Here is a 14,395-nt window from a genome sequence, read left to right as displayed (position 1 = left end):
AAACAGTAGCCGGGGTCTGGCGGCCGTCTTATGCGGGTTTGGGGCTGCGCTGGACCAACGCCAGCGCCGAGACGATCAGTGCTCCACCGAGCAGCATGCGCAGGGTAGGCTGCTCGGCAAACAGATACCAGGCAAATAGAATTCCGTAGACCGGTTCCAGCGCAAAAAACAGGGACGCAACACGGGCTTTCAATACGCTCAGGCTGGCGACGAACAGGCCGTGGGCGAGACCGGTGCAGAATAACCCGAGCAGCGCGATCCACAGCCAGTCCAGTGGGGCCATGTCGGCCACGGCTCCGACGCTGAAAGGCAACAGACACACCAGAATCACAATATTCTGCCAGCACGCGATTTGCACCGCGTGCAGATCGCCGCTGGTATAGCGGTTGCCTACCGACACGGCGGCAAAGCAGAAGCCGGACAATACAGCCCATAACAAACCAGTAGTGGCGCTATTATTCAGGTCGAAGGTAGGTGCAACCAGTACCAGGCCAGCGCACACCAGGCTCATCTTGAGCATATCCATACGACTGGGGCGTTCTTTCCAGAGCAGCATTTCCAGCAGTACTACGAATGCCGGAAAACTGGCAAATCCCAGGGTGGCGATCCCTACGCCGGCAATTTTCACCGCATGGAAAAACGTCAGCCAGTGGATGCCCAACAGCAAGCCGCAGCCGGCCAGTTGCAGCAAGCGAACCCGGGTCACACCCAATAAGATGGGCCGTGAAAATATCCGCGCAAATACCAGCAGAGCCAGTACCGCGAAAAACGCTCGACCCAGCACTATGGCCAGCGGCCCCGCTTGCGCCAGTTTGCCGAAAATCCCCGTCAGCCCGAACATGAGTGCCGCCACATGCATGCTGGCGAGGGCGCGGGAATGAGTCATAGTCAGCATATAAGCAAGGGATCCGTCAGCGACATGGCATATTAGATGGAGGACGCAGTCTACCCGTTGCGCGCAATGGGGTAACGGTACAGTTGCTTATCGACCTTGGCCCATCGCAGCGGGTTGGGGTAGATGTTATATTGATATCATTTGTTACATTTAGCTTACGGATGCCGGCATGAAAGAACAGACGCATGGGTTGCGGCAATGGGTTGCTCAACTGAATAAAGCTGAGCTGCCGGCGATGGCCGTGGTAGTGCATGACCTGCTACGTCTGTCGCAATCGCAAACCGCCTCGGTCAGACAGCTGGCAGAGGTGCTGCTGCGCGACGCGGCCTTGACCTCCAAGGTGCTGCGTGTCAGCAATAGTGTCTACTGCAATCCCGGCCGCGAAGTGATCAAGACCATTTCCCGCGCGGTGGTGGTCATCGGTTTTGATCAGGTCCGGATGATCGGCCTGTCGGTCAGCCTGCTGGATGGTCTGCTCAAGGATTCTCCCCGCCATCAGCTGCAGTCATTGTTGGCGCGGTCCTTTCACGCAGCGATGCAGGCGCGCAATCTGGCGGACTACAACGCCTTGCCGGAAAAGGAAGAGGTTTTCATTGCGGCGCTACTGCGCGACCTGGGCGAAATGGCATTCTGGAGCCAGGGTGGTGAACAGGCAGATGAGTTGGCTGACGCGCTGGCCGTGCCTGGAGTGGATCAGGACAAGGCGGCGCGGCGTATTCTGGGGACCGGTTTCGATCAGTTGACCCTGGGTCTGTTGAAAACCTGGAATCTGGGTGAAATCGGCCAGTTGGTGCAGGCCAGTCATGGCTCCTCCGGCCCGGCCGCGCGGGCGGTCAGCCTGGGCGCAGCGATTGCCGATGCAGCTCAACATGGTTGGGCCGGACGCGAAATGCAGGCGTTGATCGCGCCCGTTGCAGAGCTGACCGGCATGACGCCGGAAGAATCCATGCAGCAAATTCTCGCCAGTGCGGACGAGGCGGTGCGGGTAGCGGGTACCTGCTCGAATGCCGATCTGCAGGCCTGGATACCGAGTACCGATGATTTGCCGCTGGATCTGTCCGAACTGCTGCTGATGGATGCCGTGCCTGCGCAAGCTGCTCGATCAATGGTTCAGGAACCGCTGCTGCAACCCAATCTGGAAATGCTCAAGCTGTCCTTACAGAATATGAAGCTGATGGTCAGCAGCCCCATCAATATCGACAATACGCTGACGGCGGTGATCAACGGATTGCATTTGGGTGCCGGGTTGGAGCGCGTGATGCTTTGCGTGCTAGCGGATAATCAGACACGCTTTCGCGCGCGCAAGGTAGCTGGCAAAGGGACCCAGAGTTGGTTACAGGATTTCAGCCTGGCCTGCGGCGAGCAGCAGCATATTTTCAGCTACGCGCTGCACCAGCACCAGCCGCTCTGGATGGGCACGCCTGCGGCGGCCAATCTCCAGGATATGGTGACGCCAGATATGACCAGTTGGCTAGGCGCTGGACCGTTCTTTATTGCTCCGGTAGTCGCCGGGCAGCGCCAGATAGGGGTGCTTTATGCGGATATGCGCCTGTCCGGCCGAGCTCTGTCGGACAGTCAGTTCACCGCGTTCAAGCGTCTCGCGGATATGACCGGTCAATGCCTGCAAGCACTCAGTCGGCGCCGCTAGCTGTGGTGGATTACTGCCACCTCAGCTCGGCGGCAGGCAGATACCGGTGCCTGCCAGATTGCAGTAGCCACCGGGATTCTTGTGCAGGTATTGCTGATGGTAGTCCTCGGCGTAGTAAAAGGTCGGCGCCTGTCTGATTTCAGTTGTCACTGGCTCCTTCCCGGCCTGTAACAGCAAATCGGCGAAGCGTGCCTTGCTGACTTCGGCCGCCATCTGCTGGGCGGGATCGGATACATAAATGCCGGAGCGATATTGCGTACCCAAGTCGTTGCCCTGACGCATGCCTTGAGTCGGATCATGGGACTCCCAGAAGGCTTTCAACAAGGTATCCAGGCTAACCTGTTCAGGATCGAATACCACCAGAACCACTTCGTTGTGTCCGGTCATGCCCGAGCAGACTTCTTCATAGGTCGGGTTAGGTGTCAGCCCGCCGGTGTAGCCTACCGCCGTGGTATACACGCCGGGAATTTTCCAGAACAGCCGCTCGACACCCCAGAAACAGCCCATGCCGAGTACGATCTGCTGCATACCTTCAGGGTAGGGCGGTTGAAGCGGGGTGCCCAGCACGCAATGAGTGTGGCTGGTGGGGATAGCGCTGCTGCGCCCAGGCAAGGCTTCGTCGGCGTTGGGCAGGCGCAGTTTGTGTTCGGGGATGCGGCGTTGAAACATCGCGTGCTCCTGATGGGAATAGTGAAGCCCATGATGCGCCGCTCCGTAGAGCGCTGTCCAGCTAGTGAATTGCCGCACTATTGCCGCGTGTGTCTCGCGCCGTTGGCTTTTCAGGCGCCCAATTGCAGGCTTGCGAGCAGCGTGGAGTCTATCTGGCCAAGGGCAATAAAGTGCGGGTTCAACCAGGTGCTACGCTGCGGGTAATCAAACCGCCGGCCATCCAGGCCCAGCACTTGTCCACCGGCACCTTCGAGCACGGCCTGCGCTGCGCCGGTATCCCACTGGCTGGTCGGTGCGTAGCGCGGATACAGATCCGCATTACCTTCGGCAATCAGACAGAATTTAAGCGAGCTGCCGATATTGACCCTTTGAATATCGCCGTGGCTGGCCAGGCGGGCAAGTAGCGCCTCTTGCTCAGGGCTGGTATGCCTGCGGCTGGCGACAACGACCATTGGGCTACCCTGAGGGCGACACTGGATTGGCTGGGCTGCTTGATGGCCCAGGCGGCGCCAGGCACCCAGGCCCTTGCCGCCCCAGAACAGGCTGTCGCGGGCGGGTACGCCGACCACACCAAAACGCACCTGGCCCTGCTCAATCAGAGCAATGTTGACGGTAAACTCATCGGTGCCGGTGATAAATTCCTTGGTGCCATCAAGTGGATCTACCAGCCAGTACCGCTGCCAATGCTGGCGGATGGCGAAGGGCGTCTCGGCATCCTCTTCCGATAGCACGGGAATATCCGGCGTCAACTGCTGTAGCCCCCGGGCGATCAACTGGTGGGCGGCAATATCCGCCGCGGTGACGGGCGAGGCATCAGCCTTGTCGGTCACGTCCAGATCGCTGCGCCACCATTTGAGCGTTTCAGCTCCGGCGCGGCTGGTCAGCTCAAGCAGGCTATCAAGATCGAACGGCAGCTCGTTCATCGGTGCAGCTCGCCTCGCTGTTCGAGCAGATCGCGCACCAGATACAATGCGGCCAGGGCTCGGCCTTCGGTAAAGTTGTCGCGGGCAATCAGATCGCTGAGCGCGTACAGATCGACGCTGTCGACGCGGATCGGCTCGGGCTCGTCGCCGGGCAAGCGTTTCTCGTACAGATCGCGCGCCAGTACCACGGCGATGGATTGGCTCATATAGCCGGGCGACAGCGACAGATGAGTGATGTACTCCAGGCGTTCGGCGCCGAAGCCGGCTTCTTCCATCAGCTCGCGGTTGGCGGCATCCAGTACGTCTTCGCCCGGCTCGACCAGACCTTTGGGAATCGATAGCTGATAGTTGTCCATGCCGCCGCAGTATTCTTCGATCAGGAGTACCGTGCGCTCGTCCTTCATCGCGACAATCATCACTGCCCCGTAGCCCTGGCCCTTGTTGACCAGGCGTTCATAGGTGCGCTCGACACCGTTGCTGAAGCGCAACTGCACCTGCTCTACCGTAAATAATCGGCTTTTCGCAACGATGCGTGCTTCCAGGGTTTCGGGCTTCTGTGGCATGGGGGCTCCGTGGTTAACAGCAAATAGCTTGGGTATCATAGCGGCACACGCGATCAAAGCCCACACGGCGCGCTTTGCTCACCCTGATTTACAACAAGGCTTCTTTTCGCATGCTGAACTGGAACACCATCGATACCGTGCTGCTGGATATGGACGGTACCCTGCTTGACCTGCACTTCGACAATCATTTCTGGGTGCACTACCTGCCACAGCGCTATGCGGACCATCATGGCCAATCCCTGGAATGGGCCAAGGCAGAGATCTATCCCCTGATGCAGGCCAAGCAGGGGCAGCTGGATTGGTACTGCCTGGATTTCTGGACCCGCGAACTGGGTTTGCCCATCGTCGAACTCAAGCGCGAGATCGCGCATCTGATCAGTCTGCGTCCGGATGCGGAAGGCTTTCTCCAAGCTCTGCAGAATAGCGGTCGGCAGGTGATTCTGATTACCAATGCGCACCGAGGCTCGCTGTCGTTGAAAATGGAGCGCATCGAGCTGAAAACCTATTTTCAGCGATTAATCAGCTCGCATGATTTTGGCTTTCCCAAGGAGGCGCAGGCGTTCTGGCAGGCACTGCAAGCGGAAGTGCCGTTTGACCCGGCACGCACGCTGTTTATTGATGACAGTCTGAATATTTTGCGTGCGGCGGGGGATTATGGCGTGGCGCAACTGCTGGCTGTCAGGCAGCCTGACAGCCAGGGTGAGCTACGCGATACCGAAGAATTTGACGCGGTAGAGGATTACCGCGTGCTCAGCGCACAGCTGCAAGCCTCAAGCACCCAGTCGAATTGATCCTGCGCCGGCCTGGATGGCCGGCAGCGACTATTGCTTGCAGCTTTGCTGCTAGCCCTTGCCCTTGGTGCGCGTCTGATTCGGCCTGACGTTCTTTTCCATATGCTCGATGATCAGTCCGGCAATATTGCGCCCAGTGGTGGACTCAATACCTTCCAGCCCAGGGGAGGAGTTGACCTCCATGACCACCGGGCCATGGTTGGAACGCAGGAGATCCACACCGGCGAGATTCAGGCCCATGACCTTGGCTGCACGCACGGCGGTCATGCGTTCTTCCGGGGTGATCTTGATCAGGCTGGCGCTGCCGCCACGGTGCAAGTTGGAGCGAAACTCGCCAGGCTTGGCCTGGCGTTTCATCGCCGCGATGACCTTGTCACCCACCACCAGGCAGCGGATGTCGGCGCCGCCGGCTTCCTTGATATATTCCTGCACCATGATGTTGGCCTTCAGCCCCATAAAGGCTTCCAATACCGACTCGGCCGCCTGTTCGGTTTCGCACATGACTACGCCGATGCCCTGAGTGCCTTCCAGTAACTTGATTACCAGCGGCGCGCCGTTGACCATATTGATCAAATCAGGGATGTCGTCCGGGGAATGCGCAAAGCCAGTCACCGGCAAGCCTACGCCTTTGCGCGACAGCAGTTGCAGCGAGCGCAGCTTGTCCCGCGAGCGGGTGATGGCCACCGATTCGTTAAGCGGGTACACGCCCATCATCTCGAACTGACGCAATACCGCGGCGCCATAGAAAGTCACTGAAGCGCCGATCCGCGGAATGATGGCGTCAAAGCCTTCCAGCACTTCGCCCTTGTAATGGATCGAAGGCTTGTGACTGGCGATGTTCATATAGGCGCGCAGGGTGTCGATCACCCGCACCTCGTGGCCGCGTTCACGTCCCGCTTCCACCAGACGGCGGGTGGAGTACAGATTGGGATTGCGCGACAGTATCGCGATCTTCATGGGGTTGATCCTTCAGGCTTTGGCGTAAATAAATTGGTTTGCGGCTTGTCCTGCACAAAGCGCGTCCCCGGATCGATTACCAGCTGACCTTCCAGCATGGCAGTGCAACCCATCAGTACTCGGTAACGCATGGATTTGCGACAGGTTAATGTGAAATCCACCCACCAGCAGCGGTCGCCGAGGACCAGTGGTGTGCGGATGACATGTCGCTCCTGTATGTGACCGTTGGAACTTTTAATCGTTTTATATTCAATCAACGGCGCTTCACATAATTGCTTGCGTTGCTTTTTCAGGCTACCGACGTGGGCGTGGAAGCGCACCCAGGTCTGGTCGTTGCGCTCAAACGTTTCGATATCACTGGCATGCAGAGCCGATGTTTTTGCGCCACTGTCGATCTTGGCCATGATCTGGTCAATGCCCAGGCCGGGCAAGCCGATCCACTCGCGCAGGCCAATCACGTTGAGATGGTCAAACGTCTTCATGCAGAAACTCCTGATGCGGCACGAATGGCGCGCATCATGGGGCAAGTCATGCGCTTCGACAAGCCTGATACACTCCGTTCAGCACAGGAGTACAGACCCTATGACAGAAGAGTGCAAGGTAAGACTGGATAAATGGCTTTGGGCGGCGCGTTTTTACAAAACGCGGGCACAGGCCAAGGCGGCAATAGAAGGGGGCAAGGTTCAGCATCGGGGTGAGCGTTGCAAGCCCGGCAAGGAGCCCAAGGTAGGTGATGCGTTTCAGATTCGCCAGGGCTTTGATCAGCGCACCGTGGTGGTCAAAGCGTTGTCTGGTCAGCGGCGCAGCGCTCCCGAAGCGCAGTTGCTGTACGAAGAAACGCCAGAGAGCCAGCGCCTGCGTGAAGAAGCTGCCCTCAAGCGCAAGGCCATGGGGCCAGGCATGTTGATCAGTGAGCATCGGCCGAGCAAAAAGCAGCGTAGGCAGATTCACCGCTTCCGCAACCTGCACGATACCCCCAGCGGCGGCTCGGAGGTATAATCGACTTTTTGTCGGGGCTTATCGCATGTCGTTTCAGGATACCACCCAGCGTTTCATGTTTGAGCACGCCGATGTGCGTGGCGAACTGGTCTCATTGGATCAGAGTTACCGCGAGCTGTTGGCCAAGCATGACTACCCGGAATCGGTAAAGGCATTGCTGGGCGAGATGCTGGCAGCGACAGTGCTGCTGTCGACCACCATCAAGTTTGAAGGTCTGCTGATATTGCAGGCGCGCTCGTCTGGCCCACTATCGACGCTGATGGTCGAGTGCTCGAGTGACCAGGCAGTGCGCGGTATCGCCCGCTACAGTGAAGACTTGCAGGGCGACACGCTGCCCGAGCTGATGCCCGACGGCATACTGACCATCACCATCGATCCCCAGGAAGGCCAGCGTTATCAGGGCATAGTTCCGCTGGAGGGCAATTCACTGGCGGATGCTCTCAGCGCGTATTTTGATAATTCCGAGCAGCTGCCTACGCGCTTCAGGTTGCAGGCGGACGGCCGCACCGCCCGTGGTTTCCTGCTGCAGGCTCTGCCCGCCGATCGGCAGATTGACCCTGAGGACCGTGATGCTACCTGGGAACATCTGAGCATTCTGGCCAATACTCTGACCGCGGAAGAGCTGTTGTCATTGGATAATCAGACGCTGCTGCATCGGCTATTCCATCAGGAAGACCTGCGTCTGTTCGATCCGGCAAAGGTGCGATTTGAGTGCAGCTGTTCTGCAGAGCGCTCAGGTAATGCCCTGGTCAGCCTCGGCCGTGAGGATGCGCTGGCGCTGCTGGCTGAGCAGGGCGGCGAAATAGAGGTGGATTGCCAGTTTTGCAATGCGCGCTACCGGTTTGCCGAGGCCGAGCTGATTGGCCTGTTTACCGCTGCACAAAGGCACGCACGCAGCCTTCACTAAAGGTTCTGAAGCGCCCGTTTTATGGGCGCTGCATTCAAATAGCCTATAACTATTGCAGCCATGCAAACCGCTCGGCTAACAGACTTAGCGCGCTGAGTCTTTTTTTGGCATAATGGCGCGCCTGAGCGCTGAGCCAGCGTACTTTCAAGCGTAATTACAGAGCTGAGACCGAATGACCGGTCTTATTAAGATTTCGGTCACAGCCGAAGAGGATGAGTTTCGATGACGCAAAGTATCCACACCGTTCACACCGATCTGAGCATCGCTCATCTCATCGAGTTGGCGATTCAACGCAATGAAGGCCAGCTGGCTGACAACGGTTCGCTGGTTGTCAAAACCGGTGAGCGTACCGGTCGCTCGCCAATGGACCGCTTCATTGTGGAAGAGCCCTCCACCCAGGCCTCCATCGCCTGGGGGCCGATCAATCGACCCTTCCCGGCAGACAAGTTCGATGCGCTGTGGAAGCGCGTTGCTACCTACCTGGCCGAGCGCACCAGTTTCGTCTCCCATGTGCACGTAGGTGCGGACCCCGAGCATTATCTGCCGGTGGTCATGGCGACTGAAACCGCTTGGCACAACCTGTTCGGGCGTACTCTGTTCATCAATCCCGAGCAGTTCAATCCGGCTGCCAAGGACCGTTGGCATATCATCAATGCGCCGCACTTCGTCTGTGAGCCAGAGCGTGATGGTACCAACAGCGATGGCTGCGTGATCATCAATTTCGCCGAGCGCAAAGTGCTGCTCGCCGGTATGCAGTACGCCGGTGAGATGAAGAAAGCCATGTTCTCGGTACAGAACTTCCTGCTCCCGGCCAAAGACGTACTGCCGATGCATTGCGCCGCCAACGTCGGCGACGAAGGCGATACCACTCTGTTCTTCGGCCTTTCCGGCACCGGCAAGACCACACTGTCTGCCGACCCGGCGCGTAACCTGATCGGTGATGACGAGCACGGCTGGGCTACAGGTTCAGTGTTCAATATTGAAGGCGGCTGCTACGCCAAGTGCATTGATCTGTCGCAGAAGAACGAACCGGTAATCTGGAATGCGATCAAGTTCGGCTCCATCGTAGAGAACGTAGTAATCGATCCACAGACCCGTGTGGCCGATTACGCCGACGTCAGCCTGACGCAGAACACCCGCGTCGCCTACCCATTGGAGCACGTTGAAAAGCGCGTGGAAGCCAACCGTGCGGGTGAGCCGAATGCGATCATTTTCCTGACCTGCGACCTGACTGGCGTATTGCCGCCGGTATCGATCCTGAACAACGAGCAGGCCGCGTATCACTTCCTGTCCGGCTACACTGCATTGGTCGGCTCCACCGAGATGGGTTCTGGCGGTGGCATCAAGTCGACTTTCTCCACCTGTTTCGGCGCACCTTTCTTTCCGCGTCCGGCCGGTGAGTATGCCGAGCTGCTGATCAAGCGCATCAATGCCTTTGGTAGCAAGGTCTACCTAGTCAACACCGGTTGGACTGGTGGCCCGTACGGCAAGGGTAACCGTTTCAGTATTCCGACCACGCGCGGCATTATTGCTGCCATTCAGTCCGGCGCGCTGATCGGTACCGAAACCGAGCATTTGCCGGTGATCAATCTGGACGTCCCCACCTCTGTGCCGGGCGTTGAGACTGTGCTCTTGAACCCGCGTAACACCTGGACCGACAGTGCGGAGTACGATGCGGCCGCTACTGCTCTGGCAACGCTGTTCGTTGAGAACTTCAAGAAATTTGAAGTGGCTGACGAGATTGTTGCGGCGGGTCCGAAGCTCTAAAGGGTTTCAGTAGCGACAGAAAAACCCGCTTAACAGCGGGTTTTTTGCGTTCCAGGAGATGGGTTTGCAGTGGTCCGACTCGATTGTGCTCTCGCATAACATAGCTCAAGGGCGCATTTTTCGGGGTGTATTCAGATGTTGTTGGTTAATGCATCATTTTGGGGTTGACAGTCTGACGCTGGCCGGTAAAATGGCGCGCCTTGACAGGGGATATGTAACGCAACTTACCTACTGCTGTCAGGGTGTTAGAAGTAATTCCGCGATAGCTCAGTTGGTAGAGCAAATGACTGTTAATCATTGGGTCCCAGGTTCGAGTCCTGGTCGCGGAGCCACTTAGAACATGATCGGGGTATAGCGCAGCCTGGTAGCGCGCCTGCTTTGGGAGCAGGATGTCGAGAGTTCGAATCCCTCTACCCCGACCACTTTTTTTACCGGTTTTTTGAGCATGGGTCGTTAGCTCAGTTGGTAGAGCAGTTGGCTTTTAACCAATTGGTCGTAGGTTCGAATCCTACACGACCCACCACTCAAAACCGTTCTCTGCTTCCCGCGCCATCCCCCTCAATTTTATTTCTCTGGCTATCCGCGATTGCGCGTGTCTGGCTTGTGCCCTTGTTGCTCAGCCTCTATGGTATCCCCACTGATTTGTGGAGAGTGCCCGCCTTGTATTCAGCTTTGTATTTCGAATTGCCCTCATGCATATTCTGACTGCCGACAGCGCCAGCCACTTTGCGCAAATTGCTCTGGGCCATGTGCGCCGCGAGTATCCCCATTCGGGAAATCTGCGGTTGAATTCGCCCGGCGACCTGGCCCTACCGCATCAGCAGCATCCGATTTTCTATGGCAGCTATGACTGGCACTCCTGCGTACACAGCTATTGGCTGCTGACGCATCTGCTGCGCATTCATCCTGAGTTGCCTGAGGCTGAGGCGATTACCGAACTGTTTAACGAGCAATTGACGGCCGATAAGGTGGTTGGCGAGCTGGAGTACTTTATGCTGCCGGGCCGCCAGGGCTTTGAACGGCCTTATGGCTGGGCCTGGTTACTGAAGCTGGCCCACGAGCTGGCGTTGTTGCCAGCGGGCGCTGGTGAGCGCTGGAGACGCAATTTACAGCCGTTGGCAGAGGAGCTTGCCGGGCGCTTTACCCGCTACCTGCCGAAGCTGGCTTTTCCGATACGCAGCGGCAGCCATTCCAACACCGCCTTTGCCCTGACGCTGGCGCTGGACTACGCGCATCAGGCAGGCGATCAGGCGTTACAGCAGGTCATTTGCGCCAGAGCCCGGCGCTACTTTGTTGACGATCAGGATTGTCGACCCTGGGAGCCCGGCGGTGAGGATTTTCTGTCGCCCAGTTGGCAGCAGGCATTATTGATGCAGCGCGTCCTGCCGGGGGCGGATTTCGGGGTCTGGTTCTCGCGGTTTCTACCGGATCTGGCGGCGGGACAGCCGAGCTGCTTGTTGAGCCCGGTGGGCGTTACCGATCGCAGTGATGGCCGGCTGGCGCATCTGGACGGATTGAATTTGAGCCGGGCCTGGTGCATGCGCCGGTTGTCGGCTGAATTGCCTGCAGCCGACGCTCGTAAAAAGCTGCTCGAAAGTGTCGCCAGCGCCCACTTGCAGGCGGGGCTGGCACATCTTCAGGATGACTATATGGGCGAGCATTGGCTGACCACTTTCGCGCTGCTGGCACTGGCGGACTAAGTCCGCCAGCGGCCCTCAGTGCAGCTTCAAACGCGGTTCGGTACTACGGCCTATGCGATCGCTGAGCATCAGCAACAGAGTGCGTGGCACGCCGTACAGCGCCATCTGATGCATGCGGTACAGGGAGATATAGAACAGCCGCGCCAATTTACCCTCGAGCATGACGCTGCCGGTCAGGTTGCCCATCAAGTTGCCGACGGCGCTGAAGCTGGCCAGCGAGATCAGCGAGCCGTAGTCGCGGTACTTGTAGGTGAGCAGGTCATCGCCTTCGATCAACCGGGTCAGGTTCTTGGCCAGCAAGGTCGCTTGCTGATGAGCGGCCTGGGCACGCGGCGGTACAAATTTGCCTTCTTCACCGGAGGGGCAGGCGGCGCAGTCACCGAAGGCGAAAATACGAGTGTCGAGGGTCGTTTGCAGGGTGTTGTACACCGCCAGTTGATTGATGCGATTGGTCTCCAGGCCCAGCTCGGTAAGAAAACGCGGGGCCCGGATGCCTGCGGCCCAGACCTTGAGAGAAGCGGGGATGCGCTCGCCATTGTCCAGCAGCAGGCTGTCGGCAGTGACTTCTTTGACCGGTGAGCCGGTATGCAGCTTCACCCCGAGCCTTTCCAGTGTGGCGGTGACTGGATCGCTGATGCGTTCGGGCAGGGCGGGCAAGACGCGGCCGCTGGCTTCGATCAGGTTGATGTTCAAATCTTCAGGGCGAATGCGGTCCAGGCCGTAGGCCTGCAATAAACGGGCGGCATGATGCAGTTCCGCTGCCAGCTCTACGCCGGTCGCGCCGGCACCGATAATGGCAACGTTGATCTTCTCGCTGCCAGACACTCCTTGCGCGCCAGTCAGTTGAGTGCTGAGCGGCTGAGCGCTGTCTTGCTCGCCACTGGCCTGGGCTTTCATGTATTGGTTGAGCAGCAGCCGGTGAAAGCGTTCGGCCTGAGCGCGGGTGTCAAGGAACAGGCAGTGTTCCGCTGCGCCCGGGGTATTGAAATCGTTGGTCGTGCTGCCGACTGCCAGCACCAGATAGTCGTAACCTATTTCCCGCTCGGGGATCAGTTCCTGGCCCTTTTCATCGGCTATCGCGTGCAGACGTATGATGCGTCGCTCGCGATCAAGGTGGGTCATGGCGCCGAGCTGAAAGTGGAAATGATTCCATTTGGCCTGGGCGACATAGTTGAGCTCATCGTCCGTGGAGTTCAGCGAGCCGGCGGCCACCTCATGCAATAGTGGCTTCCAGATATGCGTCATGTTGGCATCGACCAAGGTGATGCGGGCGCGTTTCTTTTTGCCTAAACGGCGACCCAGGCGGGTTGCCAGCTCCAGACCTCCGGCGCCACCACCTACAATCAGTATGCGGGGTAATGCAACCTGCGATTCAGCGTACGACGATTCTGCGTGCGACATGGACGTGACTCAGTAAGAAATAAACCGGGCGTCAGTACAAGCGCGGGGAGCACAGATGCTCGGCCGGCGGGCTTAGCTCAGTACCAGGTTGCCGAGCAGGCGCGAGAGCAGGCCCATACCGATAACCGTGCCAAGAATCACCAGCAGCAGCAGCCAGACCTTGAAGGGTTTGCGCTCAACTTTCTGGGCTGGCAGATTGAGATACTCATCTACCTTTTTCTGGTCTTCGGGATACAGGCGGCTGGGCATGTTGTGACCTTTTTTATCAGGGTGCAGTACGTTGCTGCGTTCAGGCTTGACTGACTATGGGCTCATTCTAGTCTCTGGCCGCGTGGAATGCATCCGTTGCTTTGCTCGCCGTCGCAGCAGCGCGCGGATGGCGCGCAAACCCAGGCTGGCCCCTGCGACAACCTGTCAGTGAGATGCGCTGGCGGTGCTGCTATCATCCTTGGATTAGTCAGCGCAGAGAGCAAAGTATGTTGGCAGCCAGTTTGTTGACCACCACCCAGTGCGTTTTGGCCATGCTGCTGTATGGCGGCGCGGTGCTCTGGGCGTTGTTCAGGGTGTCGTGGATAGAGCTGCTGGCGGATAATCGCCGTCAGCATTTGCTGTTCGGCAGCATGTTTCTGCTAGCAGTGTTGTGGCTGGTCCGGCGCGACTTCGACAATGGCCTGACCTTTCATTTTATCGGTTTGACTGCGGTCACGCTGCTGCTGAACTGGCAGCTTGCGATCATTGCCGGAACGCTGGCGCAGCTTGGCATGGTGGTGATTGGCTGGGACGACCCTGCGGCCCTGGGTGCCAACGGCATTCTGCGTGTGTTGCTGCCGGTAGCGGTTACCCTGCTGATCAGTCAGGGGCTGGAACGCTTCAAGCCCAGCAATCTGTTCATGTACATTTTTATCAGTGGCTTTTTTGCCGCCGGTGTCAGCGCCGTGGTGACTATTCTCGCGGGTATGGGAATGCTGACCTGGTCCGGCGAGTTGGTCATGCCGGCGCCATTGCTGGAGGTGTTTGGTTATCTGCTGCTGGTGGCGTTCCCCGAAGCCTTTATCAATGGCACCGTAGTGGCGGGCCTGGTGGTCTTCTACCCGGACTGGGTCGATACTTTCGATAGCGACCGCTACCTGCAGGAACCCTTCGATCCGAATGATAAAAGCTGAGCCAGATCAACA

General features: G+C 58.3%; 15 protein-coding genes and 3 tRNA genes. 10 read left to right on the top strand and 8 right to left on the bottom strand.

Translation table 11 applies throughout. The annotated features are described in order from the left end of the window. Positions 1-28: 28 nt before the first annotated feature. Positions 29-886, bottom strand: coding sequence for a DMT family transporter (locus DT594_RS09710; RefSeq protein WP_149332668.1), 858 nt, complete (start codon positions 884-886; stop codon positions 29-31). A 178-nt stretch (positions 887-1,064) separates the two neighbouring features. Here DT594_RS09710 and DT594_RS09705 point away from each other — a divergent pair, with 178 nt between their 5' ends. Continuing rightward, the gene (locus tag DT594_RS09705; RefSeq protein WP_149332482.1) at positions 1,065-2,543 is read left to right on the top strand and encodes an HDOD domain-containing protein; all 1,479 of its coding nucleotides are present in this window, start codon (positions 1,065-1,067) and stop codon (positions 2,541-2,543) included. A gap of 21 nt (positions 2,544-2,564) precedes the next feature. Here the strand turns inward: DT594_RS09705 and msrA are convergent, their stop codons facing one another. The 3 genes from msrA to nudE all read right to left on the bottom strand — a co-directional run bounded on the left by msrA (position 2,565) and on the right by nudE (position 4,698). Continuing rightward, positions 2,565-3,212, bottom strand: coding sequence for a peptide-methionine (S)-S-oxide reductase MsrA (gene msrA / locus DT594_RS09700; protein ID WP_149332481.1), 648 nt, complete (start codon positions 3,210-3,212; stop codon positions 2,565-2,567). 110 nt (positions 3,213-3,322) lie between these two features. After that, the gene (gene cysQ / locus DT594_RS09695) at positions 3,323-4,135 is read right to left on the bottom strand and encodes a 3'(2'),5'-bisphosphate nucleotidase CysQ (RefSeq protein ID WP_149332480.1); all 813 of its coding nucleotides are present in this window, start codon (positions 4,133-4,135) and stop codon (positions 3,323-3,325) included. Then, positions 4,132-4,698 carry an ADP compounds hydrolase NudE gene (gene nudE, locus DT594_RS09690; protein WP_149332479.1) on the bottom strand — a complete coding sequence of 189 codons (567 nt, stop codon included), beginning with the start codon at positions 4,696-4,698 and terminating at the stop codon, positions 4,132-4,134. Before nudE ends, cysQ begins: the two co-directional genes overlap by 4 nt. A 110-nt stretch (positions 4,699-4,808) precedes the next feature. Between nudE and yrfG the strand changes: the two genes are divergently transcribed. Continuing rightward, positions 4,809-5,489 carry a GMP/IMP nucleotidase gene (gene yrfG / locus DT594_RS09685; RefSeq protein WP_149332478.1) on the top strand — a complete coding sequence of 227 codons (681 nt, stop codon included), beginning with the start codon at positions 4,809-4,811 and terminating at the stop codon, positions 5,487-5,489. 51 nt (positions 5,490-5,540) lie between these two features. On the opposite strand, the gene rimK is transcribed toward yrfG, so the two are convergent. Both rimK and rimB read right to left on the bottom strand, forming a co-directional pair. Continuing rightward, positions 5,541-6,446, bottom strand: coding sequence for a 30S ribosomal protein S6--L-glutamate ligase (gene rimK / locus DT594_RS09680; protein ID WP_022961754.1), 906 nt, complete (start codon positions 6,444-6,446; stop codon positions 5,541-5,543). Beyond that, entirely contained in the window at positions 6,443-6,928 is a 486-nt protein-coding gene (gene rimB, locus DT594_RS09675; RefSeq protein ID WP_149332477.1) for a retropepsin-like aspartic endopeptidase RimB, read from the bottom strand. The genes rimK and rimB overlap by 4 nt, the downstream gene beginning before the upstream one ends. Before the next feature lie 100 nt (positions 6,929-7,028). Here rimB and DT594_RS09670 point away from each other — a divergent pair, with 100 nt between their 5' ends. The 7 genes from DT594_RS09670 to DT594_RS09640 all read left to right on the top strand — a co-directional run bounded on the left by DT594_RS09670 (position 7,029) and on the right by DT594_RS09640 (position 11,819). Beyond that, positions 7,029-7,445 (top strand): RNA-binding S4 domain-containing protein, encoded by a 417-nt coding sequence (locus tag DT594_RS09670; protein ID WP_149332476.1) that lies wholly within the window; start codon positions 7,029-7,031, stop codon positions 7,443-7,445. A 25-nt stretch (positions 7,446-7,470) separates the two neighbouring features. After that, a complete protein-coding gene (gene hslO / locus DT594_RS09665) occupies positions 7,471-8,352 on the top strand; it encodes an Hsp33 family molecular chaperone HslO (RefSeq protein ID WP_149332475.1) in 882 nt (293 codons plus the stop codon). Positions 8,353-8,574: 222 nt separating this feature from the next. After that, positions 8,575-10,119: a phosphoenolpyruvate carboxykinase gene (locus DT594_RS09660; protein ID WP_149332474.1), complete on the top strand. Its 1,545-nt coding sequence runs from the start codon at positions 8,575-8,577 to the stop codon at positions 10,117-10,119. 256 nt (positions 10,120-10,375) lie between these two features. After that, a tRNA-Asn gene (locus tag DT594_RS09655) sits at positions 10,376-10,451 on the top strand. Positions 10,452-10,464: 13 nt separating this feature from the next. Continuing rightward, a tRNA-Pro gene (locus DT594_RS09650) sits at positions 10,465-10,541 on the top strand. Between the two features lie 25 nt (positions 10,542-10,566). Next, positions 10,567-10,642 (top strand) — tRNA-Lys (locus tag DT594_RS09645). Positions 10,643-10,811: 169 nt separating this feature from the next. Beyond that, on the top strand, positions 10,812-11,819 hold the full coding sequence (locus DT594_RS09640) for a DUF2891 domain-containing protein (RefSeq protein WP_149332473.1): 1,008 nt from the start codon (positions 10,812-10,814) through the stop codon (positions 11,817-11,819). Positions 11,820-11,834: 15 nt separating this feature from the next. Here DT594_RS09640 and DT594_RS09635 read toward each other — a convergent pair whose 3' ends face one another. Further along, positions 11,835-13,220: an NAD(P)/FAD-dependent oxidoreductase gene (locus DT594_RS09635; protein WP_149332472.1), complete on the bottom strand. Its 1,386-nt coding sequence runs from the start codon at positions 13,218-13,220 to the stop codon at positions 11,835-11,837. Positions 13,221-13,292: 72 nt separating this feature from the next. After that, positions 13,293-13,469, bottom strand: a complete 177-nt coding sequence (locus DT594_RS09630) for a DUF3094 family protein (protein ID WP_149332471.1) — start codon at positions 13,467-13,469, stop codon at positions 13,293-13,295. Positions 13,470-13,696: 227 nt separating this feature from the next. On the opposite strand from DT594_RS09630, the gene DT594_RS09625 reads away from it, so the two are divergent. Continuing rightward, positions 13,697-14,383 carry an energy-coupling factor ABC transporter permease gene (locus DT594_RS09625; RefSeq protein WP_149332470.1) on the top strand — a complete coding sequence of 229 codons (687 nt, stop codon included), beginning with the start codon at positions 13,697-13,699 and terminating at the stop codon, positions 14,381-14,383. The last annotated feature ends 12 nt before the right edge of the window (positions 14,384-14,395 follow it).

The sequence above is a fragment of the Halopseudomonas laoshanensis genome (assembly GCF_008365385.1).
GTDB classification, from domain to species: Bacteria; Pseudomonadota; Gammaproteobacteria; order Pseudomonadales; family Pseudomonadaceae; genus Halopseudomonas; species Halopseudomonas laoshanensis.
The sequence above is the reverse complement of the archived record's forward strand: the minus strand, read 5'-3'. Positions and strand labels throughout refer to the sequence as shown.

Coding starts and splice junctions, on each gene's coding strand:
- DT594_RS09635 (WP_149332472.1), bottom strand. CDS start 13,220: ATGTCGCACGCAGAATCGTCGTACGCTGAATCGCAGGTTGCATTACCC.
- msrA (WP_149332481.1), bottom strand. CDS start 3,212: ATGTTTCAACGCCGCATCCCCGAACACAAACTGCGCCTGCCCAACGCC.
- hslO (WP_149332475.1), top strand. CDS start 7,471: ATGTCGTTTCAGGATACCACCCAGCGTTTCATGTTTGAGCACGCCGAT.
- rimK (WP_022961754.1), bottom strand. CDS start 6,446: ATGAAGATCGCGATACTGTCGCGCAATCCCAATCTGTACTCCACCCGC.
- DT594_RS09670 (WP_149332476.1), top strand. CDS start 7,029: ATGACAGAAGAGTGCAAGGTAAGACTGGATAAATGGCTTTGGGCGGCG.
- DT594_RS09705 (WP_149332482.1), top strand. CDS start 1,065: ATGAAAGAACAGACGCATGGGTTGCGGCAATGGGTTGCTCAACTGAAT.
- rimB (WP_149332477.1), bottom strand. CDS start 6,928: ATGAAGACGTTTGACCATCTCAACGTGATTGGCCTGCGCGAGTGGATC.
- DT594_RS09710 (WP_149332668.1), bottom strand. CDS start 886: ATGACTCATTCCCGCGCCCTCGCCAGCATGCATGTGGCGGCACTCATG.
- DT594_RS09660 (WP_149332474.1), top strand. CDS start 8,575: ATGACGCAAAGTATCCACACCGTTCACACCGATCTGAGCATCGCTCAT.
- nudE (WP_149332479.1), bottom strand. CDS start 4,698: ATGCCACAGAAGCCCGAAACCCTGGAAGCACGCATCGTTGCGAAAAGC.
- yrfG (WP_149332478.1), top strand. CDS start 4,809: ATGCTGAACTGGAACACCATCGATACCGTGCTGCTGGATATGGACGGT.
- DT594_RS09630 (WP_149332471.1), bottom strand. CDS start 13,469: ATGCCCAGCCGCCTGTATCCCGAAGACCAGAAAAAGGTAGATGAGTAT.
- DT594_RS09625 (WP_149332470.1), top strand. CDS start 13,697: ATGTTGGCAGCCAGTTTGTTGACCACCACCCAGTGCGTTTTGGCCATG.
- cysQ (WP_149332480.1), bottom strand. CDS start 4,135: ATGAACGAGCTGCCGTTCGATCTTGATAGCCTGCTTGAGCTGACCAGC.
- DT594_RS09640 (WP_149332473.1), top strand. CDS start 10,812: ATGCATATTCTGACTGCCGACAGCGCCAGCCACTTTGCGCAAATTGCT.